Source organism: Allobosea sp. Leaf344 (assembly GCF_001426225.1).
Classification (GTDB): Bacteria; Pseudomonadota; Alphaproteobacteria; order Rhizobiales; family Beijerinckiaceae; genus Allobosea.
Map to the genome: position 1 here is coordinate 503004 of NZ_LMRT01000013.1, position 26594 is coordinate 529597.

Sequence of the window (26594 nt, forward strand, 5' to 3'; positions counted from 1 at the left end):
CAGATGCGCCCTGATGTCGAGCAGCCCCAGCTCGAACACCGCGAACAACCCGCACGGACCCGCACCGACGATCACGACGTCGGTCTGGATGGCATCGGCCTGGGGCTCGGGGGTGGACATGGAGCTTCCTTCGAAGAGTTCAAAAACCGGCGCCGCGGCGGGCGGCACGCAATGAAGTCTGACGCGGCCGATGGCAAGAGGCCGCGCGGTAAAAACTGCGGCGGCGCCCTCGTTCCGGGTGGTTTTCAGGCGCCGGTATCGGCCTGCAGCCCCGCGGCCGCGATGCCGGCGACGGCGGCCGCCTCGTCATTCTCGGAGGTATCGCCGGAAATGCCGACCGCGCCCAGCACCAGCCCGGCCTCGTCCTTGATCAGCACGCCGCCCGGGACGGGAACCAGCAGGCCGCCCACCGCATGGGTCGCCGCCTCGACGAAATAGGGCCGGTCCAGCGCCATCTTGTGCAGGGCCCGCGAGCCGATGCCCATCGCGACAGCGCCATGCGCCTTGCCGATGGCGATCTCGCCGCGCTTCAGACTGGTCCTGTCCTGGGCGATGAAGGCCTTCTGGGCGCCGCGCGCATCGAGCACCGCGATGGCGAGGGGCTTGAGTCCGTGCTCGCCGGCATAGGCGAGCGCGGTGGACAGAATGGTCTGGGCCTGGGCGAGGGTCAGCATGGTCAGCTCCTGGAGATCAGCGCTTGTGCCAGCCTTGGGCGGATCACGGAAGACCTAATTCGATTGCGGTCTTGAACTTGTCATGGGGCAGGGGCTTGATGAGCGCCCTACAGGGAGGACGCAGATGGGACTGTTCAGCTTTATCAAGGAAGCCGGCGCCAAGATCTTCGGCGGCTCGGCCAAGGCGGCGAGCGCCGAGGATCTGCAGAAGGAACTGGCCGGCCACGGCCTGCCCTCGGATGTGAAGATCGCCGTCGATGGCGACAGGGTGAAGATCTCCGGCCAGGCGATGTCGACGGAGCAGGCGGAGAAGATCATCCTCGCCCTCGGCAATACGGTGGGAGTGGCGCAGGTCGAGTCGGAGTTGATCGTCACCAAGGAGGCCCCGGCGGCGGTGTTCTACACCGTGCAGAAGGGCGATACCCTCTGGAAGATCGCCGAAAGCCATTACGGCAAGGGCCAGGGCGGGAAATATCCGGAGATCGTCAAGGCGAATACGCCGCCGGTGAAGAACCCCGATCTGATCCAGCCCGGCTGGGTGCTGCGCATCCCGGCGCTCTGAGCCGCCGCAGACTGACCCCCGGCAAAAGTTGCGGAAGCAACTTTTTTTCAGGCTGGCGCTCTTGCGCCGGCCTTGGCTTGTTGGGCATGCTCGCGCCAATGACGGGCAGCATGCAGAGTGCACAGCTGACGCAGGGTGATCGAACCATCCCTGGGAGGGGACAGACATGACAGTGAACCGCCGCCTGTTTCTCGGTCTTGCCGGCACGGCCGTCGCAGCGCCTGCGATCATGCGCGTCACCCGCGCGAATGCGCAGGAGGTGACGCTGCGCATGCATCATTTCCTGCCGCCGGTCGCGAATGGGCATTCGAAATTCCTGAAGCCCTGGGCCGACAAGGTCGGGGCCGAATCCAACGGCCGCATCAAGATCGACATCTTCCCGTCGATGCAGCTCGGCGGCACGCCGCCGCAGCTCTTCGACCAGGCCCGCGACGGCGTCGCCGACATCGTCTGGACGCTGCCCGGCAATACGCCCGGCCGCTTCCCGGGGATCGAGGCCTTCGAGCTGCCCTTCGTCGCCAACAAGCGCGCTCTGGTGAACTCGCTGGCGCTCGCCGATTATGCCGAGCAGAACCTGCAGGACGAGTTCAAGGACGTGAAGCCGCTCTGCTTCTGGGCGCATGATCACGGGCTGATCCACGCCAACAAGCAGGTGAAGACGATGGATGACCTGAAGGGTCTGAAATTGCGCTTCCCCACCCGGCTCGCCGGCGAGGCGCTGCGCGCGCTCGGCGCCAATGCGATCGGCATGCCGATCCCGCAGGTGCCGGAATCGCTGGCACAGCGCGTCATCGACGGCTGCGTCATCCCCTGGGAGGTGGTGCCCTCGATCAAGGTGCAGGAGCTGGTGAAGTTCCACACCGAGATCCCGGGCTCGCCGACGCTCTACACCGCGACCTTCATCCTGGCGATGAACCGGGCGAAATACGACGCGATGGCGCCCGATCTGCGGGCGATCCTGGACAAGAATTCCGGAGCCACGGCCTCCGCCATGGCCGGCAAGGTCTGGGACGAGCAGGCCGTCGTCGTCTCCGAGATGGTGAAGAAGCGCAGCAACACCATCACCGTGCTCGACGAGGCCGAGGCGGCGCGCTGGCGCGAGACGACGAAGCCGGTGATCGATGGCTGGCTGAAGACGGTGAAGGACAAGGGGATGGACGGCGACAAGCTGCTCGCCTCGGCCCGCGCGGCGCTCGCCAAGCACGAGAAGGCGGCCTGAGCGGGAATGACGGGGGGCAGGCAGGAGAGGCGCCCGCCCGGTTTCGACCGGGCGGTGCAGGCGGTGGCGCTGCTCGGCGGCGCGCTGCTCGTGGCGCTGGCGACCATGGTCACGATCAGCGTGACCCTGCGCAGCGACCTCGTCGGCAAGGCCGGGGTGCCGGGTGATTTCGAGCTGGTGCAGATGGCCACCGCCGTCGCCGCCTTCTGCTTCCTGCCCTATTGCCAGCTGCGGCGCGGCAACATCTTCGTCGACACCTTCACGATGAAGCTGCCTCTGCGCGTGCAGCACGGCATCGATGCCGTCTGGGACGTCGTCTACGGGCTGGTGATGCTGCTGATCGCCTGGCGGCTCGCGGTCGGGGCGCGCGCCGCCTTTGCCAGCGGCGAGAACACGATGGTCCTGCAATGGCCGAGCTACTGGCCGATCGGGCTCTGCGCGGCCTTGGCGGCGCTGGTCGCGGCCGCGGCCTTCGTCAGCGCGGCGCGGCTGCTCCGGGGCAGCGCGTGAGCGGCTTCGCGCTGGCGGCGACCGGTTTCGCGGTGATGCTGGGGCTGATGGCCCTGCGCCTGCCGATCGGGCTCGCCATGATGCTGGTCGGCGGCGCCGGCTATATCCAGCTCAACGGGCTCGACCCCTTCCTCAACTACATCCGCACCACGCCCTACCAGATCTTCGCGAATTACACGCTGTCGGTGATCCCGCTCTTCGTTCTGATGGGCGCCTTCGCCGAGCGGTCGGGGCTGGCGGGAGATCTGTTTCGCGCCGCCGCCTCGCTGGTCGGGCATCGCCGCGGCGGGCTCGGCATGGCGGTGATCGGCGCCTGCACCGGTTTCGGCGCGATCTGCGGCTCGGCGGTGGCGACGACGGCGACTTTCGCGCGTGCGGCCCTGCCGGAACTGAGGGCCTATCGCTACGATCCCGGCTTTTCCTGCGGGATCGTCGCCGTCGGCGGCACGCTGGGGATCCTGATCCCGCCCTCGGTGATCCTCGTGGTCTATGCGATCTCGACCGAGCAGAACATCGCCAAGCTGTTCATGGCGGCGCTGATCCCCGGGCTGATGGCGGCGGCGTTCTATTGCCTCACCATCGCGATCATGACCCGGCTGAACCCGCAGATCGGCCCGGCGCAGCCGCGCCTGCCCTGGCTCCAGCGGGTGCGCCCGCTGCTCGGCGTGCTGCCGGCCGCGCTGGTCGCGGTGATCGTCGTCGGCGGCATCTATGGCGGCGTCTTCACCCCGACGGAGGGCGCCTCGGTCGGCGCCTTCGTGATGCTGGCGATCGGGCTGCTGCGCCGCACGCTGGGGCCGAAGGAGATCGGGCAGGCCATCCTGCAGACGGCCGAAACCTCGGCGATGATCTTCGCGATCCTGCTCGGGGCGGAGATCTTCAACGCCTTCCTGGCCCTGACCCAGGTGCCGACGGCGGCGGCCGAAATGATCGCCGGCTCGGGCTGGGGCCCCTATACCGTCCTGGTCGGATTGCTGCTGTTCTACATCGTGCTGGGCGGGGTGATGGACGAGCTGGCGATGATCCTTCTGACGCTGCCGGTGTTCTTCCCGATCGTGACGGCGCTGGATTTCGGCATGCCGACCGACGATATCGCGCTCTGGTTCGGCATTCTGGTGCTGATCGTCGTCGGCATCGGCATGACGGCGCCGCCGATCGGGCTCAACGTCTTCGTCGTCGCCTCGCTGGCGCGCGATGTCCCGGTGACCAGGATCTATCGCGGCGTCATGCCCTTCGTCCTCGCCGACATCGTCAGGCTCGGCCTCGTGGTGGCGTTTCCCGTGCTGACGCTCTATCTGGTGAAGCTGCTGGATTGAGCGGGAGCTTCGCGCGTGGTCGTCAGGGATCTGGATATCGAAGCCGTCGAGGCCGGGCTGGCCGATGGCACGATGCTGCTGGTCGATGTCCGCGAGCCGCATGAATTCGCGGCCGGGCGCATCCCCGGCTCGGTCTCCCTGCCGCTCTCGCAGTTCGACCCCGCCGCCATCCCCGCCGTGGCGGGCAAGCAGGTGGTGTTCTCCTGCGCCGCCGGCATTCGCTCGCTGCGCGCCATCGAATTCGCGCAATCGGCCGGGCTCGACCTGGACAGCCATTATCGCGGCGGCTTCAAGGATTGGGTGATGCAAGGCCGGCCGGTCGAGACCTAGCCGCAAAGGTTTCAGCCTGCGCTGCGTGCATCGCGGCAAGCCGCCGCGCGGGGCTGACGAACGACGCGGCTTGCGCCAGTTTCAGGACTTGCGCCAGTTTTAGAACAAGTCGATTTCGAATGCTGCCGATACGACCATCAAGACGACCGGTGAGGATGATCCCATGCGCCCCATGAAATTCGGATTTGGCCAGCCCGTGCGCCGGGTCGAGGATCACCGGCTGACGACCGGCGCCGGCCGCTACACCGACGACACGGCGGTGGAGGGTGCGCTGCATGCCTTCGTGCTGCGCTCGCAATATGCGCATGCCACTTTCAGGATCCGGGACAAGGCCGCGGCGCTGGCGCTGAAGGGCGTGAAGCTGATCCTGACCGGGGAGGATGTCGCCCATCTCGGCGACATTCCCTGCAAGGGCCTGATCAAGACGGTTTCGGGCGAGCCGGTGAAGCCGCTGCCCGTGCCGGTGCTGCCGACCGATACGGTGCGCCATGTCGGCGAGGCCGTGGCCTTCATCGTCGCGGAGACGCTTGTGCAGGCGCGCGATGCGGCCGAGGCGATCGACATCGAATGGACGCCGCTGCCGGCCGTGACCGGGATCGAGGCGGCGCTCGATCCGAAGGCGCCGCAGATCTGGCCGGACCGCGCCGGCAATGTCGCCTTCGAGGCGGAGCAGGGCGACATCGCCCGGACCGACAAGGCCTTCGCCAAGGCGGCGCGCACCGTCTCGGTCACGATCTACAACAACCGCCTGGCGTCGAACTACATTGAGACGCGCGCCTGCATCGCCGAATACGACAAGGCGGCGAAGCGCTGGACCCTGACGCTCGGCAGCCAGGGCAGCCATGGCACGCGCGACATCCTGGCCAAGAACATCCTGAAGGTCGATCCGTCGCGGATCCGCGTGGTGACGCCGGATGTCGGCGGCGGCTTCGGCACGAAGATCTTCATGTACCGCGAATACCCGCTGACCATGGTCGCGGCCGAGAAGCTGAAGCGGCCGGTGCGCTGGGTCGCCGACCGCACCGAGCATTTCCTCGCCGACACGCATGGCCGCGCCAATCTCGCGACGGCGACGATGGCGCTGGACGGCCGCGGCAGGTTCATCGGCCTCAAGGTCGATCTCGCGGCCGAGATGGGCGCCTATCTCTCGCAATACGGACCCTTCATCCCCTGGGTCGGCACGACCATGACCCCCGGCTGCTACAATATCCCGGCCGTCCATGTCCGCTTCCGGGGCGTTCTGACCAACACCACGCCGGTCGATGCCTATCGCGGCGCGGGCCGGCCGGAGGCGGCCTACCTGATCGAGCGGCTGGTCGACGCCATCGCCATCGAGACAGGCAAGACGCCGGATGCGGTGCGCGCGCTGAACTTCGTCAAGCCGAGCGAGATGCCGCACAAGACGCAGACCGGGCCGACCTATGATTCCGGCGAGTTCGAGGGCCATATGCGCCGCGCCATGGAGGTGGCGGATTGGAAGGGCTTCAAGGCGCGGCTGCGCGCCTCGACCAAGGCGGGCAAGATCCGCGGCATCGGCCTCGCCTGCTATATCGAGGCCTGCGGCGGCGGCGGGCCGGAAAGCTCGACCGTGATCCTCGAGAAGGACGGCATGGTGACCGTGCTGATCGGCACGCAGTCGAACGGGCAGGGGCATGAGACCGCCTATTCCCAGCTGGTGTCGCAGCATCTCGACATTCCCATGGACCGGATCCGCGTGATCCAGGGCGATACCGACAAGGTCGAGACCGGCTCCGGCACCGGCGGTTCGCGCTCGATCCCGGTCGGTGGCGCGGCGCTGAACAAGGCGACCGAGATTCTCTCGGACAACCTCAAGCAGCTCGCCTCCGAGAAGCTCGAAGCCGGCATCGGCGATCTCGAATTCGTCGATGGCGCGGTGCGCGTCGTCGGCACCGACAAGGCGCTCGATCTGGCTGCCATCGCGGCGCTGCCGGGCGCGACGCCGGAGCGGCTGCGGGTGCATCAGAGCTGGCAGCCGCCGGAAGCGACCTATCCGAACGGCACCCATGTCTGCGAGCTCGAGGTCGATCCGCAGACCGGCGCGACCGAGATCAAGAACTATGTCGTGGTCGATGATTTCGGCGTGACGCTGAACCCGCTGATGCTGCAGGGCCAGGTCCATGGCGGGGCCGCTCAGGGCATCGGCCAGGCGCTGATGGAGGAGATCCGCTTCGACGACTCCGGTCAGATGCTGACGGCGACCTTCATGGACTACGCCATGCCGCGCGCCGTCGACATCCCGAACTTCCATTTCGAGACCCGCAATGTCCGCTGCGTGACCAATGCCATCGGGGTGAAGGGTGCGGGCGAGGCCGGCGCGATCGGCGCCTGCCCGGCAGTGATGAACGCCATGGTCGACGCGCTGAACCGCGCCGCGGGCATCAAGGCGATCGACATGCCGGCCACGCCGATCAAAGTCCACAATGCCCTGAAACAGGCGGGGTATCCGCTCTGACGCAAGGAGCGGCTTGTTCCTGTGCAAGCGAGATCGCGAGAATGCGACTTGGCGTCACAGGGCGGATAATGTGATCTGGAGATGTTCTAAACAGGGGCCCGGACAGCGGGCCCCTTTCTTCAGGGGAAACACATGATCCGTACCGCTCTCGTCGTCGCCGGGCTCGGCCTTGGCCTGACCGCCGTGTTCGCGCAGTCCAATGCCATCAGCGAGCGACGCGACGCGATGAAGGCCGTCGGCGCCGCGACGCGCGACGGTGCCGCCATCGCCAAGGGCGAGGCCGCTTTCGACGCCGCGAAGGTCCAGTCGATCTTCAAGGTCTATGCCGACGTCGCCAAGAAGATGCCGACGCTCTATCCGGAGAACTCCAAGACCGGCGGCGAAACCACCGCGGCGCCGAAGATCTGGGAGGATCAGGCAGGGTTCAAGGCGGCCTTCGTCAAGTTCGAGACGGAATCGGCCGCGGCGGCCACGGCCTCGACCGATCTCGCGAGCTTCCGCACCGCCTTCGGCGGCGTCACCAAGAATTGCGGTTCCTGCCACGAGCTCTACCGCATCAAGAAGTGAGCGAAGGCGCTTCCCCGCCGGCGCGCCTCAGCCAGGAGGGGCGCCCGACGGGGACGCCCCTTCGACGGCCGCGGAGCTTTTGACCGCGCGCCACGTTATGCTCCGTTCCAACGGAGCCGGAGAGATCTCAATGCTGCGCCTGCGTCGCCTGCTGGTCACCCTGGTCGTGCTCGCCGTGGCGGGGCTGGCTGGGTTTCTCCTGCTGACCGATCCGCGGGTGGTCTCGCCTTCGCCCGAGATCGGCACGCTACCGGCGCCCGATATTGAGAACGGCAAGCTGCTCTTCGCCGCCGGTGGCTGCACCTCCTGCCATGCGACGCCGGGACAGGACGACAAGCTCAGACTCGGCGGCGGGCTGGCGCTGGAATCGCCCTTCGGGACCTTCCACGCGCCCAATATCTCGCCGCATACGCGCGACGGCATCGGCAATTGGGGCGTCCAGGATTTCGTCGATGCGATGGCGGCGGGCGTCTCGCCCAAGGGGCAGCACTACTACCCCTCCTTCCCCTACACCTCCTATCGGCTGATGCCGCCCAAGGCGCTGGCGGACCTCTTCGCCTATATCCGGACCCTGACGCCGGTCGAGGGCCGGGCGCCGCCGCATGAGCTCGGCTTTCCCTTCAATATCCGCCGCGTCGTCGGCGGCTGGAAGCTGCTCTTCTTCGAAGGGGCGGCCTTCCGGCCCGATCCTTCCAAGAGCGAGGAATGGAACCGCGGCGCCTATCTCGTGAACGGGCCGGGCCATTGCGCCGAGTGCCATTCCAACCGCAATGCGCTGGGTGCCATCGTCAAGGCGACGCGCTTCGCGGGCGGGCCCGATCCCGAGGGCAAGGGCTGGGTGCCCAACATCACCCAGGCCGAGACCGCGCTGGCGAAATGGTCGAAGGCGGAGATCGCCGAGCTTCTCAAGAGCGGCTTCACCCCGAGCTTCGACAGTGTCGGCGGGACCATGGCGGCTGTGGTGCGCAATACGGCGCAGCTGCCGGAGGCCGACCGGCAGGCGATGGCGGAATATCTGAAGTCGCTGCCGGCGGTGCAGGGGCCGGTGCGGCCGGCCAGAACCGGCAGCTGAAGGCGCCGGCGCCGGCGGCCCGCCTCACTCCATCACGGCGGCCTTGAGGATGCAGACCATCAGCGCGGTGCCTGGCTCGCTGCCGACGCAGCGCACGATATGGCGGCGGTCGCAGCGATAGCGCAAGGTGTCGCCGGCCTTGGCGCGCTGGACGATGTCGCCGACCTCGACCTCGAACTCGCCGGAGGTGACGGAGAGGGATTCGATCGAGCCGCGCTGGTGCCCCTCGGAGTCGAGCTCGCCGCCCGGCTCCGACTGCACGTCATACCATTGCAGCCATTCCACCGTCTTGATCCAGCCGATGATGGCGAGGCGCAGCTTGCCGTCCTCGGAGACCAGGATCGGCGTGTCGGAGCGCGAGGTCTTCTCGATGAAGGGCTCTTCCTCGCCGCTGGAGAGCACCCGCTCGATCGAGATGTCGAGCGCCTGCGACAGCCGCCAGATCGTCGCCAGCGTCGGATTGGTCTCGTTGCGCTCGATCTGGCTGATGATCGATTTGGCGACGCCGGATTGTTCGGCGAGTTCCGACAGCGAGAGATTATAGGCCTTGCGCAGGCGCTGGATCGTCTTGCCGAGCTGGCCGGAAATCACCTGCGCGCCCGATTCCAGCTCGCGCCCGCCGCGTTCCTTGGTCTCGATGCCCATGCCTGCCATTCCCGACCGTGAGTGCTGTTTGTCCAAGCGAATAATCGTTTGTCCTACAGGACAATGCCCGCTGCGCCGTGCCGGAGCAAGCGGTGCCGCGGGGCCTGCCGCTTTCGCGAAATGTCAGGGACGCCGCATCATGTGCCGCGCGAGGAGCCGACCTCGCGCTGCTCGCGCTTGAGCAGGCCGAGCTGCTGTTCGCGCAGGATCACATAGATGCCGGAGGCGATGACGATGCTGGCGCCGAGCAGCACCGCGCTGACCGGCCATTCGCCGAAGACGAACCAGCCGATGGCGACGGCCCAGAGCATGGTCGAGTATTCGAAGGGGGCGATGAGGGAGGCGTCGCCATAGCGATAGGCCTGGACCAGCAGGATCTGGCCGAGCCCGCCGAGAATGCCGATCACCACCATCATGCCGGCATCCTGCCAGCCCGGCATCTGCCAGCCGAAGACGATGGTGCAGAGGCCGAGCGCGCTGGTCAGCAGCATGAAGTAAAAGACGATCGCGCCGGTGCCCTCGGTGCGGGTGAGCTGGCGCACCTCGACCGAGGCGAAGGAGGAGCAGAGGGCGCCGGCCAGGCCGAAGGCGACGCCGATCAGCGGGCCGTTGCCGGCGCCATGGCTGGCGACGCCGAGATGCGGGCTGAGCATGATGATGACGCCGATAAAGCCGACCCCGACGGCGGTCCAGCGATAGATCCTGACCCGCTCCTTCAGCACCAGTGCCGCCAGCACGACGACCAGGAGCGGGGCGGCGTAGCCGATGGCGACGGAATCGGAGAGCGGCAGGAATTGCAGCGAGGCGAAGCCGCAGAACATGCCGGTCGAGCCGAACATGCCGCGCTTGAGATGGCCGCGCAGGTTGCGCGTGCGCAGCGCCGCGCCGACGCCGCCCTGCCAGCCGAGCCAGAGCAGCAGCGGGATCATCGCGAAGAAGGAGCGGACGAAGACGAGTTCCCCGGTGGGATAGCGCGTCGAGATCGCCTTGATGCTCGCCGACATCAAGGTGAAGGCCAGCGCCGAGAGCAGCTTGAGACTGATTCCGAGGAGGGGCGACAAGGGCAACCGGCATGCGCGAGGGGAGGTGCCGGCGCGAAGCAGTGGCCAGCTTCGCCTTTAGACCATGGGCGGGCGGGGCTTGAAAGCGCGCTCTCTGCAACCCCGCCCGGCTTGGGCGGGCGGGGCCGCGGGCGCCGTCGCGCTATGCCTCAGAAGCTGCCGCGGAACAGCCCGCCATCGATCAGCAGGTTCTGCCCGGTGATGTAGCCGGCATGGGCGCTGGCCAGGAAGGCGCAGATCTGGCCGAATTCCTCGGCGGTGCCGAAGCGCCCGGCCGGGACCTCCGCCCGCCGCGACGCCGCCATCTCCTCCTCGCTGATGCCCTTGGCGGCGGCCATGCGCGTGGTGGAGCCGCGCAGCCGATCGGTGTCGAAATAGCCGGGCAGGACGTTGTTGATTGTGACACCGGACCCGGCGACCTCGCGCGCCACGCCGGCGAGGAAGGCGGTGAGGCCGGCGCGCGCCGCCGAGGATACGTCGAGCCCCGCCAGCGGGGTCAGCACGCTCATCGAGGTGATGTTGATGATGCGCCCGAACCGGCGCGCGATCATCCCGTCGATCACCGCCTGGGTCAGTTCCAGCGGCGTCGCCATGTTCTGCACCACGCCTTCCAGCAAGGCCTCGCGCGTGACGTCGCGAAACGGCTTGGGCGGCGGGCCGCCATTGTTGTTGACGAGGATGGCCGGCTCGGGCGCCGCGGCGTGCAAGGCCTGCTGGCCCGCCTTGGAGGAGACATCGGCCGCGACCGGGATGATCGTCGCGCCCGTCGCCGCGCGCAGCGCCTCGGCCGTCCGCTCCAGCGTCGCCTGGTCGCGCCCGTTGATCACCACGGTGCAGCCCGCCCGGGCGAGCGCCAGCGCGGCGCCGCGGCCGAGCCCCTTGCTGGAGGCGCAGACAATGGCCGTGCGGCCGGCGATTCCCAGATCCATGGCGGTCTCCCGATGCGTTGAGGCGATTCCCGCCCCAATTGAGCAGGGTTCGGCCGTGCCGTCATCAAAGCGCAATGCGAGTCGGGCACACGCCCCGGGCATGGAAACGGCTGGGTGGCGGGTGATGAGCGACGAGACGGGAGCGAAGCAGGTCCGCGCGATCTTCATCTCGGACCTGCATCTGGGGACGCGCGGGGCGCAGGCCGATCTGGTGCTGGAATTCCTGAAAGCCTATGACGCGCCGCAGATCTATCTCGTCGGCGACATCATCGACGGCTGGCGGCTGAAGAATGGCTGGTACTTCCCGCAGACCCACAACGACGTCGTGCAGAAGCTGCTGCGCAAGGTCCGCAAGGGCGCGAAGCTGACCTATGTCACCGGCAACCACGATGATTTCCTGCGGGACTTCACCGGGCTGCATTTCGGCGGCATCGCCCTGGTCGACGACGTCATTCACGAGACCGCCGACGGCAAGCGACTGCTGGTGATCCATGGCGATCTCTTCGACCTGGTCGTGCGCAATGCCCGCTGGCTCGCCCTGCTGGGCGACTGGGCCTATACGGTGGCGCTGGCCTCGAATGTCGTGGTCAACCGGGTCAGGCGGCTGCTGCACCTGCCGCATTGGTCGCTGTCGGCCTGGGCCAAGCTCAAGGTCAAGAACGCGGTCAATTACATCGGCGAGTTCGAGCATTGCCTGGCCGCCGAGGCGCGCCGCCACAATGCCGACGGGGTGGTCTGCGGCCATATCCACCACGCCGCCTGCCGCGAGATCGACGGGCTTGTCTATATCAACACCGGGGATTGGGTGGAGAGCTGCACCGCGGTCGTCGAGCATCATGACGGCCGCTTCGAGCTGGTGCTGTGGCCGCAATACCGGCTAAAGGGCCAGAAGCCGGTGCCGGTCGTCGTGCCGGCGCAGCTGCAGCCCGCGCTGGTGGAGGCCGCCTGATGCGGCTGCTGATCGCGACCGACGCCTGGCGGCCGCAGATCAACGGCGTGGTGCGCTCGCTCGAGCGCATGCGGGAGGCGGGCCCGGATTTCGGTGTCGCCACGGAGATGCTGACGCCGGAAGGCTTCCGGCAGATCGGCCTGCCCTCCTATCCCGATATCCGCATCGCGCTGGCGACCCAGCGCGAGATCGCCAGACGCATCCATGCGATCGCGCCCGATCACATCCATATCGCGACGGAAGGACCGATCGGCTGGCTGACCCGGGCCGTCTGTCTCGCCGAGAAGCGGGGCTTCACCACCAGCTACCACACGCGCTTCCCGCAATATGTCGCGGCGCGCTGGCCGATCCCGGAAAGCTGGAGCTACCGTTTCCTGCGCCGCTTCCACGGACCGGCGGCGGCGGTGATGGTCTCGACCGCGACGGTCGAGGCCGAGCTGATCGCCCATGGTTTCGAGCGCATCGTGCGCTGGGGGCGGGGCGTCGACCTGTCGCTGTTCCATCCGCGCCGGGAGAGCGTGCTCGATCTGCCGCGGCCGATCTTCCTCAGCGTCGGCCGTGTCGCGGTGGAAAAGAATCTCGACGCCTTCCTCTCGCTGCGGCTGCCGGGGAGCAAGGTCGTGGTCGGGGACGGGCCGGCGCGGGCCGAGCTGCAGCGGGCCTATCCGGAGGTGCTCTTCCTGGGGATCTGCGAGGGCGAGCGGCTGGCCTCGATCTACGCCTCTTCGGATGTCTTCGTCTTCCCGAGCCTGACCGACACGTTCGGCATCGTGCTGCTGGAGGCGGCGGCGAGCGGGCTGCCGGTGGCGGCCTTTCCGGTCCAGGGCCCCAAGGACGTGTTCGGCAACAGCGAGGCGGCGGTGCTGGGCGAGGATCTGCGGGCCGCGGCGCTGGCGGCGCTGCGCATCCCGCGCGAGACCTGCCTCGCGCTCGCCGCCGCCCATAGCTGGCGGCGCAGCGCCGAGCAGTTCTACGGCCATATCCGCACCGTCATGCAGCGCGCGGCGCCGCGCGACCACAGCCCGGCCGAAACCGGAGTCGGCGAGGTCAGAGCCTTCGCGAGCGCCTGTCCCGGGGAATAGCCCGCGAGGATGGTTCGGCCGGCTTGAACTCGGCGCGGAAGGCGTCGCGGCGCTCATGCACGGCGGCGATCACCAGCCCCATCGGCACTCCGAGCCCGACCAGCGCCGCCTCCGAGAGCTGCAAGCTGGCCTCGATCGTCTCCGGCACGGCGTCGTTGACGCCGATCTCGTAGAGATGGCGGGCATGGGCGCCGTCGCGGGCGCGCGCCACGATGATGATGTCCGGCCGCAGCGCACGGGCGGCCTGCACGGTCTCGTCGACGGCGCGGGGATTGTCGATGGTGACGATCAGCGCCGTCGCCTCGCCGAGGCCGCAGAGCCTGAGGAAATCGCCGCGGGTCGCGTCGCCATAGAAGGCCGGACGGCCGGCCCGCCTCTGGCTCGCCACCAGGACCGGGTCGGAATCGATCGCGATATAGGGTTTGCGATGCTCTTCCAGCATGCTGCCCACCAGCCGCCCGACACGTCCGCAGCCGACCACGATGGCGCGGGCGGCGTGATCGTCCGGCGGCGTGGCGAGAGCCTCGTCCGGCAGGACGCTCGGCGGCACCAGCCGCTTGGCGAGATGGCGGGAGAGCCGGGCGAGGAAGGGCAGGGCGACCATGGTCAGCGAGACCGCCGTCAGCACAAGGCTGGCGACGTCCTGCGCCAGCAGCTTGGCCGACACGGCGGCGCCGAACAGCACGAAGGCGAACTCGCCGCCCGGCCCCAGCATGATGGCGGATTCGATCGCCGTCGCCGCGGAGAGCTTGAACCAGCGGGCGAGGCCATAGACCAGCAGCGCCTTCACCCCGAACAGGCCGAGCGCGATGCCGAGCACGGCCAGCGGCTGGCTGGCGATCTGCGCCGGGTCGACGCTCATCCCGACGGTCAGGAAGAACACGCCGATCAGCAGCGATTTGAACGGGTCGACCGTGACCTCGATGGCGCGGCGATATTCGGTCTCGGCCAGCAGCAGCCCGGCGATGAAGGCGCCGAGCCCCATGGAGAGCCCGGCCGCGGCGGCCACGACACCGGTGCCGAGGGCGACCAGCAGCGTCGCCGCCATGAAGCTCTCGGAGGAATCGGTCGCGGCGACCATCCGGAACAGCGGCCGCAGGCCGAGCCGCCCGATGACGATGATGGCGGCGATGGCGGCTACGGCCTGGACCATCGCCTGGGCCAGCCCGGCGAGCAGCGAATTCTGCCCGGTCTGTGCGCCGAGGACGCTGACCAGGAAGAGCAGCGGGACGACCGCGATGTCCTGGCAGAGCAGCACCGCGAAACTGGCGCGCCCGGCCGAGGTCGTGGTGCGCCGCTTGCTGGCCAGAAGTTCGACGACCATGGCGGTCGATGAGAGCGCCAGCCCGAAGCCGATGATCAGCGCCGCGGTCTTGGGCTGGCCCAGCGCAAAGGCGACCGCGCCGATGACCGCGCCGGAGAGCGCGATCTGTCCGAGGCCAAGCCCGAAAACCAGGCGGCGCATGGTGCGCAGCCGCTCGAAGGAGAGCTCCAGCCCGATGACGAAGAGCAGGAAGGCGACGCCGAGCTCCGCCGGCCCCGACAGCGCCTCCTGGCTGGAGACGGTGATGGCGCCGAGAACCGGCACGGAGGCGACCAGCCCGCCGAGCCCGAAGGGTCCGAGCAGCGCGCCGCAGGCCATGAAGGCGACGATCGAATTGACCTTGAAGCTGCGCGCCAGCGGCACGACGATCCCCGCCGTGGCGAGCACGACCACGGCGTCCTTGTAGATGGTGGGATCGGTCGCGCTGGCCAATGCTCAATCCGCTCGATTCGTCTGTGAAACAGCCCGCCGACAGTGCCGCCTGAGCAGGCGCAACACAACCGCCGCGCCGTGTTTCCGGCCGCGATCGCGGGCTTTACGGTTTCCGCTTTGCCGAGCGATGGTTTAGCTTCGCCGGTTCTGGCCAAGGGATGGACAATGCGATTTGCCGGCACTGAAAACTATGTCGCCACCGAGGATCTCACCGTCGCGGTCAATGCCGCGATCCGCCTGGAGCGGCCGCTGCTGGTGAAGGGCGAGCCCGGCACCGGCAAGACGGTGCTGGCGGAGGAGATCGCCGCCTCGCTCGGCGCGCCGCTGATCACCTGGCACATCAAATCCACCACCAAGGCGCAGCAGGGGCTCTATGAATACGACGCGGTCAGCCGCCTGCGCGACAGCCAGCTCGGCGACCCCCGCGTCTCGGAGATCGGCAATTACATCAAGCGCGGCAAGCTCTGGGAGGCTTTCGTCGCGCCGCGCCGGCCGGTGCTGCTGATCGACGAGATCGACAAGGCGGATATCGAATTTCCCAATGATCTGCTGCTCGAGCTCGACCGGATGGAGTTCCATGTCTACGAGACCGGCGAGACGGTGCGGGCGGCGCAGCGCCCGGTGATCATCATCACCTCCAACAACGAGAAGGAGCTGCCGGACGCCTTTCTGCGCCGCTGCTTCTTCCATTACATCCGCTTCCCCGACGCTCAGACGATGCAGGCGATCGTCGAGGTGCATTTTCCCGGCATCAAGAAGCGGCTGATGGAGGAGGCGCTCAAGCTGTTTTTCGAGGTGCGGGACGTGCCGGGCATCAAGAAGAAGCCCTCCACCTCCGAGCTGCTGGACTGGCTGAAGCTGCTCGTCGCCGACGAGATGACGCCGGAGATGTTGCGGGAGCGCGATCCGCGCAAGCTGATCCCGCCGCTGCACGGCGCGCTGCTGAAGAACGAGCAGGATGTCTCGCTGTTCGAGAAGCTCGCCTTCATGACCCGCCGCGAGCAGAGGTGAGGCGCCGGCGGCGCGCCTGCAAACCGCGATGCGTCGAACCGCACCCGCGCCACTCGCCATTCGCCGCCCGGATGCTTAGATCATCGCCATGCGCCGCCTGATGCTCCTCCGCCATGCGAAGTCCAACTGGCCCGAAGGCATGGCCGATCGCGACCGGCCGTTGGCGAGCCGGGGGCGCGAGGCGGCGCCGGTGATGGGTCGCTATCTCGCCGAGGAGCTGCTGCTGCCGGAGCTGGTCCTGGTGTCGCCGGCGCGGCGCACGGCGGAGACCTGGGAGCTCGTGGCGCCGATGCTGCCGGACAGGCCGCCGAGCCGGATCGAGCCGCGCATCTACGAGGCGCCCTCGCAGCGCCTGCTCCAGGTCGCGCAGGAGGTGGAGCCGGCGGTGCGGACCCTGCTGCTGATCGGGCATAATCCCGGGCTGGAGGAGCTGGCCGCCGCTCTCACCAGCCATGGCGACCGCTATGCCGCCGCAAGGATGAGCCAGAAATACCCGACCTGCGGCCTGGCCGTGCTGGATTTCGAGATCGAGGATTGGCGCGACCTCGGCCCGCGCAGCGGCCGGCTCGACCGTTTCGTCACGCCCGCTTCGCTCGGCGAAGGTCCCGACGCGTGAAGGGCGGTCTCCCTTGAGCCAGGACTCCCTGTTCGACGGCGCCCGCAGCGCCGCGCTCGCCTTCGGCGACAGCCTGCTCGGGCTGGCGCGGCCGCGCCTGCGGCTCGGCGTCACCGGCCTGTCGCGCTCGGGCAAGACCGTCTTCACCACGGCGCTGATCCAGAACCTGATCGAGGGCGGGAAGCTGCCGGTCTTCAAGGCGGCCAGCGAAGGCCGGATCGCGCGCGTCCGGCTGGTGCCGCAGCCCGATCCGGACGTGCCGCGCTTTCCCTATGAGGCGCATCGCGCGGCTTTGACCGGGCCGGCGCGGCGCTGGCCGGACTCGACGCGGCGCATTTCCGAACTTCGCATCGAGATCGATTACGAACGCGCCGCCGGCTGGTTCCGCGGCCCGGCGACGCTGACGCTCGACATCGTCGATTATCCCGGGGAATGGCTGCTCGATCTCGCGCTGATCGGCCAGGACTACAAGGCCTGGTCGGCGCAGGCGGTGAGCGACGCGCGCAAGGCGCATCGCCGCGCCAGCGCGCAGGAATGGCTCGACGATCTCGGCAGGCGCGACCCGCTCGGCCCGGCCGATGAAATGGCGGCCGAGGCGGCGAGCGATCTGTTCAAGCGCTATCTGGCGCGGCTGCGGGCCGATCCCGAGGCGGTGGCGGTGACACCGCCCGGGCGCTTCCTGATGCCGGGGGATCTCGAAGGCTCGCCCGCCTTGACCTTCGCGCCGCTCGATCTGCCCCACGATACCGACCCGCGGCCGGGCACGCTGGCGGGGCTGATGGCGGAGCGTTTCGAGGCCTATAAGCGCGTGGTGGTGACGCCGTTCTTCCGCGAGCATTTCGCCAGGCTGGACCGGCAGATCGTGCTGGTCGACGCGCTGGCGGCGCTCGATGCCGGCGCCCCGGCTCTGGCGGATCTCGAGACGGCGCTGGGCCAGGCGCTGGCGGCCTTCCAGGTGGGCCGCAATTCCTGGCTGAGCAGCCTGTTCTCGCCACGGATCGAGCGCGTGCTCTTCGCCGCGACCAAGGCCGACCACATCCATCATACCAGCCATGACCGGCTGGCGGCGGTGATGGCGCATCTCGTCGGGCGCGCGGCCTCGCGGGCCGAAGGCGCCGGCGCGAAGGTCGAAAGCATGGCGCTCGCCGCCGTGCAGGCGACGCGCGAGGTCAGGATCCGGCAGGGGCGCGACGAGCTGCCGGCGATCGCCGGCGTGCCGGAGGCCGGCGAGGAGGTCGGCGGCGAGATTTTCGACGGGACCGAGGAAGCGGCGATCTATCCCGGCGAGCTGCCGGAGAACCCGGCGGCGATCTTCGATCCCAAGGCGCGCTGGCAGATCCGCGCGCCGCGGTTCCGGCCGCCCGCGGTGGAGCCCGATGCCGGCGGGCGGACCCGACCGCCGCCGCAGATCCGCCTCGACCGTGCGCTGGAATTCCTGATCGGCGACAGGCTGGCTTGAGGAGGAGGGCGCCATGAGCAGCAAGACGCCGCGTGCGGTCCGGCTCGAAAGCGCGGGGCTCGCCAGCGAGGAAATCGTGGCCCGCGACCAGAGCGTGGCCGTCCTGCCCGAGACCGAGCCGCTGGATCCGGCCGAGCCGGTTCCGGTCGCCGTGACGCGGCGGCGGTTTTCCTGGGGCGGGTTGTTCGTCGCCGGGCTCACCGGGTTTCTGGGGCTGAGCTTCGCCGTCTGGGCGGAGCGGACCATCGCCGGGCTGATGGCGCAGAACCCGGCGCTGGGCTATGCGGCGCTGGCTTTCGCCGCGGTCGCTCTGCTGGCGCTGTGCATCATGCTGGGCGGGATCGCCCGGGATATCCTGCGCGAGCGCAAGGTCGAGGGGCTGCGCCTGCGGGCGACGGCGGCGCTCGCCGGCGGCACCCTCGCCGAGGCCAAGGCGCTGGCCGCCGAGTTGACCGGCCTCTATGCCCGCCGCGCCGACACGGCCAAGGGCCGCGCCGCGCTGGAGGACGCGCTGCCCCAGCTCTTCGCGCCGCGCGACGTGCTGGCGTTGGCCGAGCGCCATCTGATGAGTTCCCGCGACGCGCAGGCGCAGGCGCTGATCGCGCAGGCGGCGCGGCGCGTCTCGCTCGTCACGGCGGTCAGCCCGCGGGCGCTGATCGACATCGTCTTCGTGCTGGTGGCCTGCGCGCGGCTGCTGCGCGCCATCGCCGCAGTCTATGCCGGCCGCCCCGGCACGCTCGGCCTGTTGCGCCTGGCGCGGCAGGTGCTGGGGCATCTCGTGGTCACCGGCGGCGTCGCGGCCGGGGACGCGGTGATCCAGCAGGTGGTGGGGCAGGGGCTGGCCGCGCGGCTCTCGGCCAAGCTCGGCGAAGGCGTGCTCAACGGGCTGCTGACGGCGCGGATCGGTCTCGCCGCGCTGGCCGTCTGCCGGCCGCTGCCCTTCATCGAGGCGCGCCCGCCCTCCCTCTCCGAGGTGGTGGGCGATCTGACCGCGCTGCGGCAGTGACGGCGAGTCCGCCCCGGCAGATTTTGCCGGGCGCGCCCGGATCTGCCCGGTCGAAAGCGCTGCGTTACCGATCGACAACCATCTAACCCTCTGAAAAGGCGCAGAGCCGCGCATGGCACGCGCCATGCAAAGCCCCTCTCGAAAGTTGTGCGTCGGCTGTTAGCCGCCAGTTCGAGGTGAGGTTGCCATGGGTGTTTTCAGTGCGCTGACGACAGCGGTTTCGGGGATGCAGGCGCAGTCCTATGCGCTCGAGAACATCTCGGGCAACATCGCCAATTCGCGAACCGCCGGCTTCAAGCGTGTCGACACGACCTTCGCCGATCTGGTGCCCGATTCGGCGCTGAACCGGCAGATCTCGGGTTCGGTCGGCGCCTTCAGCCGCGCCACCAATTCGACCCAGGGCGACCTGAACGCCACCAAGATCGACACCAATGTCGCGATCAACGGCGACGGCTTCTTCGTCGTCGACAAGCGCCTCAGCGGCGTCGGCTCGAACACCACCTTCAACAATGCGAGCTACTATACCCGCCGCGGCGATTTCGATTTCGACGCCAACGGCTATCTCGTCAATGGCGCGGGATATTTCCTGAAGGGCCAGAAGATCGACACCGTCACCGGCGAGGTGATCGGCACGCAGCCGGAAGTGCTCCGCATCACCCAGGAGCAGTACCCGGCCAAGGCGACCACGGCGATCGAATACCGCGCCAACATCCCGTCGCTGCCGGCCACGACGCGCAGCAAATCCGATCCGGCCAATCCGGCACTGCGCCTGCTGAACCCGGCCAATTACGGCGCCGGCGCCCGCAACCCGCTGCCCGCGCCCGGGACCGGCGTGGTGCAGGGGCAGGATGTCAGCACCTTCCTGAGCGATTCCATCCCGGGCGGCTCGGTCACCGTCTATGACGCGCTCGGCCAGGCCACCACCGTCGAGATGCGCTGGGCCAAGACCGTGAACGCCGGCACACCGCCCGGCGCGGTCGATACCTGGGCGCTGTTCGTCGCCGAGAACACCTCCGCGACCGGCGCCACCCCGGCCTATCGCGCCGCCGGCCAGACCGTGACCTTCGACGGCACCGGCAAGATGACCGCCCCGGCCTCCGGCAACATCACGCTGCCGAACGTCACGATCAACGGCACCGCCATCAGCGGCATCAACCTGCAGGTGGGCACCGACGGGCTGACCCAGAACGGCGATACCAGCGGCCAGATCAACGCCCGCAGCATCCGCCAGGACGGCTATACCGCCGGCACGCTGGATCGCGTTTCGGTTACCGCCACCGGCCAGGTGGTCGGCACCTTCAGCAACGGCCAGGTGAAGGCGCTGGCGCAGATCGCGGTCGCCCGCTTCAACGCCGACAACGCGCTGAAGCGGCTCGATGGCGGCGCGTTCGAGGAGACGATCGAATCCGGGGCGCCGATCGTCGGCTCCGGCTCGTCCTCGCTGATCGGCGGCAATGTCGAGCAGTCGAACACCGATATCGCCGACGAATTCTCGAAGATGATCGTCACCCAGCAGGCCTATTCGGCCAATACCAAGGTGATCAGCACGGCGCAGGAGATGCTGCGCGACGTCTTCAGCATCATCCGCTGAGGCTGAGCCGTCCAGAACGGGCGGGTGAAGACGGGAGTCGGAAATGGGCCTGAGCACATCCCTCAACATCGCGGTCGGCGGCCTCGCCGCCAACCAGGCCGGCATCGGCATCGTTTCGCAGAACGTCGCCAATTCCGGGCGCGCCGGCTATGTCCGGCGCCAGATCACGACGATCGAGGGCAATAACGGCTCGACCACCCAGATGTCGGCGGTCCAGCGGCTGCTCGACCGGGTCGTCCAGCACCAGCTCTGGCAGGAGACCTCCAGCGCCGCCTATACCTCGACCCGGGCCGGCGCCATGGCGCAGATCGACAAGCTCTACGGCGCGCCGGGCAGCGCCAATGCGCTGGACGCCGTCTACAACAAATTCACCAGCGCGCTGCAGGCCCTGCAGAACGACCCCGGCAATTACAGCCTGCGCTCGGGCGTCGTCGATTCCGCGACCCAGCTGGCGGCGCGGCTGAACGGACTGTCGGCGGGCGTGCAGGCGCAGCGCCAGCAGGCCGAATCCAATATCGCCGAAGCGGTCAAACAGACCAATTCGCTGCTGAACACGCTGACCACGCTCAATGCGCGGATCACCGGCAGCCCGCAGGATGCCGGGCTGGCGGAGCTGAAGGACCAGCGCGACCGCGTCGTCGCCGAGCTCTCGCAATATATCGACATCAAGACCAGCGAGAACGACCAGGGCTCGCTGAGCATCGTCACCACCTCGGGCACGCAGATCTTCGACGGCCGCCCGGCCGTGACCTTCTCCTTCGACGAGCGGGCGAATGTCGGCGCGGGCTCGCAATGGGATGCTGACCCGGCGAGGCGCGGCGTCGGCACCGTGACGATGCGCGACGGCACCGGCGGCGCGATCGACGCCATCGCCAACAACCTGTTCCGCTCCGGTACCATCGCCGCCAATATCGAGCTGCGCGACAAGACGCTGAACCAGGCGCAGGCCCAGCTGGACGAACTCGCGGCGCAGATGGCGAGCGCGCTGTCCGACCGCGACATCAAGGGCACGGCCGTCACCGCGGGGGCGGCGACGGGCTTCGACGTCGACATGACCGGGCTGCAGGCGGGCAACCGCATGACGCTCGAATACAAGGTCACCCCCGGCGGCGCGGTCCGCAAATTCACCTTCGTCCGGGTCGATTCCGCCGCGTCGCTGCCGCTGCCGCAGGGCACGGGCGGGGACGCCAACAACAGCGTCGTCGGGATCGACTTCTCGGGCGGGCCGGCTTCGGTCGCGGCGCAGATCCAGGCCGCCATCGGCGGCGGCTTCACCGTCTCGAACACCGGATCGACCCTGCGCATCGTCGACGACGGCGCAGGCGGCACGCGCGACGTGGTGGGGCTCTCCGCCCATCCGACCGCGACGAGCATCGCCGGCGGGACCGCCGAACTGCCCTTCTTCGTGGATTCCGGAAAGGGCAACGCCGCCTTCACCGGATCCTATGAGGGCGGCTCGCAGACGGTGGGCTTCGCCTCCCGCATCGCGGTCAACCCGTCGCTGATCGCCGATCGCTCCGGCCTCGTCGTGTTCAACACCTCCCCGGCCACGCCCCAGGGCGATGCCACCCGCCCCCGGCAGATGCTCGAGCGGCTGAGCACCAGCCAGCGCGACTTCACCCGGGTGACCGGGCTCGACGGGCAGACCGCGACCTCCTCGCTCTCCGTCTCCACCTATGTCCAGCGCGTCGTGTCCTCGCAGGGGCAGGCGGTCGAGGCCGCCAAGCGGCTGGATGAGGGGCAGAAGATCGCCCTGGCCGCCGTGCAGAGCCGGTTCCAGGCGACGTCGCAGGTCAATGTCGACCGGGAGATGTCGACGCTGATCGAATTGCAGGCCGCCTATGCCGCCAATGCCCGCATCATCTCGACCGTGAAAGAGATGATGGACGTCCTGATGCGGGTCTGAGGAGAACCACGATGACGATCACATCCTATGGGACCGGAGCCTATCGCGCCGCCAGGACCAACGATCTCGTCAGCAATCGCTCGCAATTCGAGGAGCTGCAGCGCCAGCTCGCGACCAAGAAGCGGAGCGAGACCTTCGGCGATCTCGGCATGGATCGTCGCACCAGCCTCGACGTCGCCAGCAAGATCTCCTCGATCGACTCCTGGCTGGCGGGCATCCAGCTCGGCAACGTCAATGTCGATCTGCAGACCAAGGCGATCGAGAACTACGCGAAGATGACCTCCGAGACGCGCAACGATCTGCGCTCGAACACCTATGTTCCCAGCGCCAGCGGCCGGTCCTCGCCGCAGACGATGGCGGAGGAGAAGTTCAAGCAGACGCTGGATCTGCTGAGCACCCAGGTCAATGGCCGCTACCTGTTCTCCGGGCGGACCAGCGACGTGAACCCGGTCGCGAGCTACAGCGAGATCATGAACGGCGATGCGCCGGGCCGGGCCGGGCTGAGCCAGCTGATCAAGGAGCGCCAGCGCGCCGATCTCGGCACGGCGCCGAACTGGGGCCGCGTCGCCTTCTCGAATACAGGGCCGACCAACACGACGATGACCGAGGCCGGCGGCGATTTCGGGCTGAAGCTCACGGCGGCCACCTCATCGAACACGGCGGCGATCGCCGTCGCCCGCAATGCCGGGCCGCCGGTCAATCTGAGTGTCGACGTCAACGCCCAGCCGCAGCCGGGCGATACGGTGCGGATCAAGCTCGATCTCCCGGACGGCACCCAGAAGGAGATCGAGCTCACGGCGATCGCGGCCGGCGCCACGCCGCAGCCCGGCAAGACCTTCACGATCGGCGCCGACACCACCGAGACGGCGACCTCGCTGCGCGATTCGCTGCGCGCCGGGATGAAGAAGGAGGCCGAGACGACGCTGATGTCGGCTTCGGCGATGGCGACGGCGACCGATTTCTTCGCGGCGCCCTCTCCGGGTGCGGCCCCTGGCGATCCGCCGATCCTGCCCTGGCGGGTGGTCGGGACACCGGAGACGGCGACCACCCGCATCCGCGGCACGGCCGCCGATACGACGGTCTGGTACCGGGGCGAGCTCGGCGCGGCGAACGACAAGGCGCGCACCACCGCGACCGTCCAGGTCGACAAGGGCCAGGCGGTGGCCGTCGGCGCGCGGGCCAATGAGAACGCCTTCCAGACCGGGCTCGCCGCCTTCGCCGTCCTGGCGCATGAGAATTTTCCGCAGGCGGATGCGAATTCGCAGACCCGCTACGAGGCGATGATCGAGCGTGCCCGCGAAAAGCTCGGCTTCGGCGACACCGCGCAGAAGCCGGCCGAGATCATCACCGAGCTCGGCGCCGCCAAGGCCAGCATGGCCCAGGCCAAGGAGCGCCACACGGCGACGAAGAACCAGCTGACGAGCCTCGCCGATTCCGTCGAGAACGTCACCACGGAAGAGGTGGCGGCGCAGATCCTGGCGCTGCAGAACACGATGCAGGCGAGCTATCAGGTGACGTCGATCCTGTCGAAGCTGAACCTGACCAATTATCTCTGAGCCGGGCCGCGGCTCATGAAAAAGGGCGCCCGCGAGAACGGGCGCCCTTTTTGCGTTCGAGGCAAAGACGTCAGCGGCCGCGCAGGCCCGCCGCGATGTCCCGGTTGATGTTGACGAGCACGCCGAGCTTGGCCGCCGCCGGCTCGGCGGCGACGCGGAAGGTGTGGTTGAAGATGAAATTGGCGAGGCCCAGGATATTGCGCTTGATCTCGACCGGGAGGGGGTTCTCCTCCTTGATCACGGCCGAGACGAGCAGCGTCCAGAGCTTGCGGTTATAGGTCAGGGCCTCGTCCAGATCCTGCTCGCGGGCGAGCCAGTCGTCGGCGATCAGCTGCAGCCGGGTCGCGGCCTTGATCAGGAGGGAGGCTTCCAGCTCGCGAGGCGTGTCGATCGCTTGGTTGGAGCGGGCGGCAGAGGCGTAGGCGTTAAACCCGTGTTGCATTCTCGATGAGTTCCGCTTCGTAAGCGATCAGCTTTTTGGCCGCCTTGAGAGCTTTGTACAGATCACCACTTAAGATGCGGTTATTGATCTCGTGAATATGCGGCATAGCGCTCGGTGCCGCCTGCAGGAAATCCCGCACCAGCTCGAAATAGGTCTGGTGCCCATGCGCCGCATCCTGCGCGAGATACATCAGCTGGATCGACAGATAGATCTTCTTCGCCGGCGAATCCGCGCTGGTCGCCGTGAGAATGTCCTTCTCGCGCAGGATCGGCGCGTCGCCCTCGATGAAGAAGCGCGTGCGCTGCTCGTCGTTGCGGATGACGACCTGGCCGATGATGATGCGCTCGCGCGGCTTGAGTTCGACCTTGAGAGCCATGTCGATCCTGCCTTCTGGCTGGAGGGGGGTGCTGCCTTTACTGGAACAGCCGCAATACACCCTGATCGGCCTGGTTGGCGAGCGAAAGCGCGGTCTGCGACAGCTGCTGGCGCGTGTTGAGAGCCAGCAGGCTGGCGCCCTCGGCGTTCGAATCGGCCGCGACCAGCGTATCGGCGCCGGTGGTGAGGACGTTGGCGAGTTCCTTGGTGAAATCCTGCCGGGTCTGGGCGATCGAGAGGTTCGAGCCCAGGGTCGAGGACAGGGATTTGAGCGAGGTGAGCGAGCTCGTCAACGCGGCCGTGGCCCGGTCGAGGTCGAGATCGTTCTGGAAGTTGAAGAAGCCGGCGAGCTGGGTGTTGGTCGCCAGCGAGATGCCGAGATTATCGGCGCTGAGCGTCGAGCCCTGGATGTCGAGCTTGGTCTGGTTGGTGCCGGTCTTCTCGTTAAAGATGATCGAGAGACGGTCGCCCTGCAGCAGGTTGATGCCGTTGAAGCTCGCATCCTTGGCGAGCTGGTCGATCTGCGTGCGCAGGTCGTTGAACTGCTGGATCAGATTGGAGCGGACGGCCGAGGTGATGTTCGAGGAGGTGATGGTCGAGGTGCCGACCACGGCGTCGGCGGCGAGGAAGCCGATCGCGGTGTTGCCCGTGCCGGTACCGGCCGCCGTGCGCGCGGCCGCGGCGTCTGCGCCGACGCCATAGCCGAAATCGACGGTCTCGGAGCCGTTGCCCTTGACGTTGAGCTGGCCCTTCTCGTCGATGAAGGCGGTGGCGAGGCCGGATTTGTTGATCTCGTTGACGAGATCGCGGACCGTGGCGTTGGCATTGGCGAAATTGGCTTCGTAGGTGACCGAGCCGACGGTGATCGAGATCGCCGATTGCGGGCTGGCGCTGGTGTCGAGGCCGAGGTCGCCGGGGGTCGAGGCGGTCGCGGCATTGGCGACGGCGTCGGCGCTGGCGAGCTTCTTGTCGAGCGCGATGTCCTTCAGGCTCTTGCTGGTGACCGCCGCCTCGGCCGCCGTCGCGAGCGCCGTGCCGGCCTTGGTCGGACGGTTCTGAGCCGCATCGGCCTGGGCCTGCTTGACCGTCGACTGCAGGGACTGCACCAGCTTGGTGATGCTGTCGATGCCCTTGGACGCCGCCTGGATGGTCTGGATGCCGTTGGAAATGCCGTCCAGCAGCCCGTTCAGCTGCGAGGAGCGGTCGTTCAGCGCGAGCGAGGTGAAATAATTGACCGGATTGTCGATGGCCGAATTGACCTTGCGGCCGGTCGCCAGGCGGTTCTGGATGACCCCCTGCTGGCTGGTCGTCTGCTGCAGGGTGAGCAGGTTGTTGCGAACGCCGCTTGATAAAATCGGTCCGGCCATTTCAATCCCCTGACGCGCGAATTCATGTTTGGTCTGTTAGACTTCAGACAATCATTCCTTCTTAGGGATAATAAACCGTTAACAGCGCAAACTGATTGACGCGATTGCGCTTTCGCAAAA

Annotated in this window: 25 protein-coding genes and 1 pseudogene; 17 read left to right on the forward strand and 9 right to left on the reverse strand. The window is 68.0% G+C overall.

The features are described 5' to 3' along the window. Together ASG72_RS20735 and ASG72_RS11040 are read right to left on the reverse strand one after the other, a co-directional pair. Positions 1–120, reverse strand: a pseudogene (locus tag ASG72_RS20735) (ferredoxin--NADP(+) reductase); the annotation flags it as partial. Positions 121–245: 125 nt separating this feature from the next. Continuing rightward, complete coding sequence (locus tag ASG72_RS11040; protein ID WP_056712147.1) at positions 246–680, reverse strand: heme-binding protein; 435 nt, start codon at positions 678–680, stop codon at positions 246–248. 118 nt (positions 681–798) lie between these two features. Here ASG72_RS11040 and lysM point away from each other — a divergent pair, with 118 nt between their 5' ends. The 8 genes from lysM (at position 799) to ASG72_RS11080 (ending at position 8723) form a co-directional block, all read left to right on the forward strand. Continuing rightward, positions 799–1236 (forward strand): peptidoglycan-binding protein LysM, encoded by a 438-nt coding sequence (gene lysM / locus ASG72_RS11045; protein WP_056712150.1) that lies wholly within the window; start codon positions 799–801, stop codon positions 1234–1236. Between the two features lie 166 nt (positions 1237–1402). Then, the gene (locus tag ASG72_RS11050) at positions 1403–2455 is read left to right on the forward strand and encodes a TRAP transporter substrate-binding protein (RefSeq protein WP_056712153.1); all 1053 of its coding nucleotides are present in this window, start codon (positions 1403–1405) and stop codon (positions 2453–2455) included. 6 nt (positions 2456–2461) lie between these two features. Beyond that, positions 2462–2965 carry a TRAP transporter small permease gene (locus ASG72_RS11055; protein ID WP_056712158.1) on the forward strand — a complete coding sequence of 168 codons (504 nt, stop codon included), beginning with the start codon at positions 2462–2464 and terminating at the stop codon, positions 2963–2965. Beyond that, positions 2962–4281, forward strand: a complete 1320-nt coding sequence (locus ASG72_RS11060) for a TRAP transporter large permease (RefSeq protein ID WP_056712161.1) — start codon at positions 2962–2964, stop codon at positions 4279–4281. Before ASG72_RS11055 ends, ASG72_RS11060 begins: the two co-directional genes overlap by 4 nt. Positions 4282–4296: 15 nt before the next feature. Beyond that, complete coding sequence (locus ASG72_RS11065) at positions 4297–4611, forward strand: rhodanese-like domain-containing protein (RefSeq protein ID WP_056712164.1); 315 nt, start codon at positions 4297–4299, stop codon at positions 4609–4611. Between the two features lie 163 nt (positions 4612–4774). Then, positions 4775–7084 (forward strand): xanthine dehydrogenase family protein molybdopterin-binding subunit, encoded by a 2310-nt coding sequence (locus tag ASG72_RS11070; RefSeq protein WP_056712166.1) that lies wholly within the window; start codon positions 4775–4777, stop codon positions 7082–7084. Positions 7085–7216: 132 nt separating this feature from the next. Further along, on the forward strand, positions 7217–7651 hold the full coding sequence (locus tag ASG72_RS11075; RefSeq protein WP_056712169.1) for a cytochrome c: 435 nt from the start codon (positions 7217–7219) through the stop codon (positions 7649–7651). A 130-nt stretch (positions 7652–7781) separates the two neighbouring features. Further along, positions 7782–8723, forward strand: a complete 942-nt coding sequence (locus tag ASG72_RS11080) for a cytochrome c (protein WP_056712172.1) — start codon at positions 7782–7784, stop codon at positions 8721–8723. Positions 8724–8747: 24 nt separating this feature from the next. Here ASG72_RS11080 and ASG72_RS11085 read toward each other — a convergent pair whose 3' ends face one another. From ASG72_RS11085 to ASG72_RS11095, 3 genes are all read right to left on the reverse strand, one after another. Then, positions 8748–9368, reverse strand: coding sequence for an XRE family transcriptional regulator (locus ASG72_RS11085; RefSeq protein ID WP_056712605.1), 621 nt, complete (start codon positions 9366–9368; stop codon positions 8748–8750). Positions 9369–9505: 137 nt separating this feature from the next. After that, entirely contained in the window at positions 9506–10429 is a 924-nt protein-coding gene (locus tag ASG72_RS11090; protein ID WP_056712175.1) for a DMT family transporter, read from the reverse strand. Positions 10430–10578: 149 nt separating this feature from the next. After that, positions 10579–11358 (reverse strand): SDR family oxidoreductase, encoded by a 780-nt coding sequence (locus tag ASG72_RS11095; RefSeq protein ID WP_056712178.1) that lies wholly within the window; start codon positions 11356–11358, stop codon positions 10579–10581. Positions 11359–11482: 124 nt separating this feature from the next. Here ASG72_RS11095 and ASG72_RS11100 point away from each other — a divergent pair, with 124 nt between their 5' ends. Beyond that, positions 11483–12307, forward strand: a complete 825-nt coding sequence (locus tag ASG72_RS11100) for a UDP-2,3-diacylglucosamine diphosphatase (RefSeq protein ID WP_056712180.1) — start codon at positions 11483–11485, stop codon at positions 12305–12307. After that, positions 12307–13389, forward strand: a complete 1083-nt coding sequence (locus tag ASG72_RS11105; protein WP_082540270.1) for a glycosyltransferase family 1 protein — start codon at positions 12307–12309, stop codon at positions 13387–13389. Before ASG72_RS11100 ends, ASG72_RS11105 begins: the two co-directional genes overlap by 1 nt. Here the strand turns inward: ASG72_RS11105 and ASG72_RS11110 are convergent. Next, a complete protein-coding gene (locus tag ASG72_RS11110) occupies positions 13355–15145 on the reverse strand; it encodes a cation:proton antiporter (RefSeq protein ID WP_056712185.1) in 1791 nt (596 codons plus the stop codon). The genes ASG72_RS11105 and ASG72_RS11110 overlap by 35 nt on opposite strands. Before the next feature lie 165 nt (positions 15146–15310). On the opposite strand from ASG72_RS11110, the gene ASG72_RS11115 reads away from it, so the two are divergent. From ASG72_RS11115 to ASG72_RS11145, 7 genes are all read left to right on the forward strand, one after another. Beyond that, the gene (locus ASG72_RS11115; RefSeq protein ID WP_056712188.1) at positions 15311–16156 is read left to right on the forward strand and encodes a MoxR family ATPase; all 846 of its coding nucleotides are present in this window, start codon (positions 15311–15313) and stop codon (positions 16154–16156) included. Between the two features lie 100 nt (positions 16157–16256). Further along, positions 16257–16772: a histidine phosphatase family protein gene (locus ASG72_RS11120; RefSeq protein WP_244488767.1), complete on the forward strand. Its 516-nt coding sequence runs from the start codon at positions 16257–16259 to the stop codon at positions 16770–16772. A gap of 28 nt (positions 16773–16800) precedes the next feature. Further along, the gene (locus ASG72_RS11125; RefSeq protein WP_244488781.1) at positions 16801–18231 is read left to right on the forward strand and encodes a YcjX family protein; all 1431 of its coding nucleotides are present in this window, start codon (positions 16801–16803) and stop codon (positions 18229–18231) included. 13 nt (positions 18232–18244) lie between these two features. Beyond that, complete coding sequence (locus ASG72_RS11130) at positions 18245–19237, forward strand: TIGR01620 family protein (protein WP_056712198.1); 993 nt, start codon at positions 18245–18247, stop codon at positions 19235–19237. 187 nt (positions 19238–19424) lie between these two features. Next, a complete protein-coding gene (locus ASG72_RS11135) occupies positions 19425–20828 on the forward strand; it encodes a flagellar hook-basal body complex protein (RefSeq protein ID WP_082540271.1) in 1404 nt (467 codons plus the stop codon). Between the two features lie 43 nt (positions 20829–20871). Then, entirely contained in the window at positions 20872–22734 is a 1863-nt protein-coding gene (flgK, locus tag ASG72_RS11140; RefSeq protein ID WP_056712203.1) for a flagellar hook-associated protein FlgK, read from the forward strand. 11 nt (positions 22735–22745) lie between these two features. Then, positions 22746–24290 carry a hypothetical protein gene (locus tag ASG72_RS11145; protein WP_056712206.1) on the forward strand — a complete coding sequence of 515 codons (1545 nt, stop codon included), beginning with the start codon at positions 22746–22748 and terminating at the stop codon, positions 24288–24290. A 70-nt stretch (positions 24291–24360) separates the two neighbouring features. On the opposite strand, the gene flaF is transcribed toward ASG72_RS11145, so the two are convergent. The 3 genes from flaF to ASG72_RS11160 are packed head-to-tail and all read right to left on the reverse strand — an operon-like array spanning position 24361 to position 26474. Further along, a complete protein-coding gene (gene flaF / locus ASG72_RS11150; protein ID WP_056712209.1) occupies positions 24361–24732 on the reverse strand; it encodes a flagellar biosynthesis regulator FlaF in 372 nt (123 codons plus the stop codon). Beyond that, positions 24716–25108: a flagellar biosynthesis repressor FlbT gene (gene flbT / locus ASG72_RS11155; protein ID WP_056712212.1), complete on the reverse strand. Its 393-nt coding sequence runs from the start codon at positions 25106–25108 to the stop codon at positions 24716–24718. The genes flaF and flbT overlap by 17 nt, the downstream gene beginning before the upstream one ends. Before the next feature lie 37 nt (positions 25109–25145). Continuing rightward, positions 25146–26474 (reverse strand): flagellin, encoded by a 1329-nt coding sequence (locus ASG72_RS11160; protein ID WP_056712215.1) that lies wholly within the window; start codon positions 26472–26474, stop codon positions 25146–25148. Between the last annotated feature and the right edge of the window lie 120 nt (positions 26475–26594).

Coding starts and splice junctions, on each gene's coding strand:
- ASG72_RS11055 (WP_056712158.1), top strand. CDS start 2,462: ATGACGGGGGGCAGGCAGGAGAGGCGCCCGCCCGGTTTCGACCGGGCG.
- ASG72_RS11075 (WP_056712169.1), top strand. CDS start 7,217: ATGATCCGTACCGCTCTCGTCGTCGCCGGGCTCGGCCTTGGCCTGACC.
- flbT (WP_056712212.1), bottom strand. CDS start 25,108: ATGGCTCTCAAGGTCGAACTCAAGCCGCGCGAGCGCATCATCATCGGC.
- ASG72_RS11115 (WP_056712188.1), top strand. CDS start 15,311: ATGCGATTTGCCGGCACTGAAAACTATGTCGCCACCGAGGATCTCACC.
- ASG72_RS11105 (WP_082540270.1), top strand. CDS start 12,307: ATGCGGCTGCTGATCGCGACCGACGCCTGGCGGCCGCAGATCAACGGC.
- flgK (WP_056712203.1), top strand. CDS start 20,872: ATGGGCCTGAGCACATCCCTCAACATCGCGGTCGGCGGCCTCGCCGCC.
- lysM (WP_056712150.1), top strand. CDS start 799: ATGGGACTGTTCAGCTTTATCAAGGAAGCCGGCGCCAAGATCTTCGGC.
- ASG72_RS11070 (WP_056712166.1), top strand. CDS start 4,775: ATGCGCCCCATGAAATTCGGATTTGGCCAGCCCGTGCGCCGGGTCGAG.
- ASG72_RS11085 (WP_056712605.1), bottom strand. CDS start 9,368: ATGGGCATCGAGACCAAGGAACGCGGCGGGCGCGAGCTGGAATCGGGC.
- flaF (WP_056712209.1), bottom strand. CDS start 24,732: ATGCAACACGGGTTTAACGCCTACGCCTCTGCCGCCCGCTCCAACCAA.
- ASG72_RS11145 (WP_056712206.1), top strand. CDS start 22,746: ATGACGATCACATCCTATGGGACCGGAGCCTATCGCGCCGCCAGGACC.
- ASG72_RS11120 (WP_244488767.1), top strand. CDS start 16,257: ATGCTCCTCCGCCATGCGAAGTCCAACTGGCCCGAAGGCATGGCCGAT.
- ASG72_RS11160 (WP_056712215.1), bottom strand. CDS start 26,474: ATGGCCGGACCGATTTTATCAAGCGGCGTTCGCAACAACCTGCTCACC.
- ASG72_RS11095 (WP_056712178.1), bottom strand. CDS start 11,358: ATGGATCTGGGAATCGCCGGCCGCACGGCCATTGTCTGCGCCTCCAGC.
- ASG72_RS11130 (WP_056712198.1), top strand. CDS start 18,245: ATGAGCAGCAAGACGCCGCGTGCGGTCCGGCTCGAAAGCGCGGGGCTC.
- ASG72_RS11100 (WP_056712180.1), top strand. CDS start 11,483: ATGAGCGACGAGACGGGAGCGAAGCAGGTCCGCGCGATCTTCATCTCG.
- ASG72_RS11050 (WP_056712153.1), top strand. CDS start 1,403: ATGACAGTGAACCGCCGCCTGTTTCTCGGTCTTGCCGGCACGGCCGTC.
- ASG72_RS11135 (WP_082540271.1), top strand. CDS start 19,425: ATGGGTGTTTTCAGTGCGCTGACGACAGCGGTTTCGGGGATGCAGGCG.
- ASG72_RS11080 (WP_056712172.1), top strand. CDS start 7,782: ATGCTGCGCCTGCGTCGCCTGCTGGTCACCCTGGTCGTGCTCGCCGTG.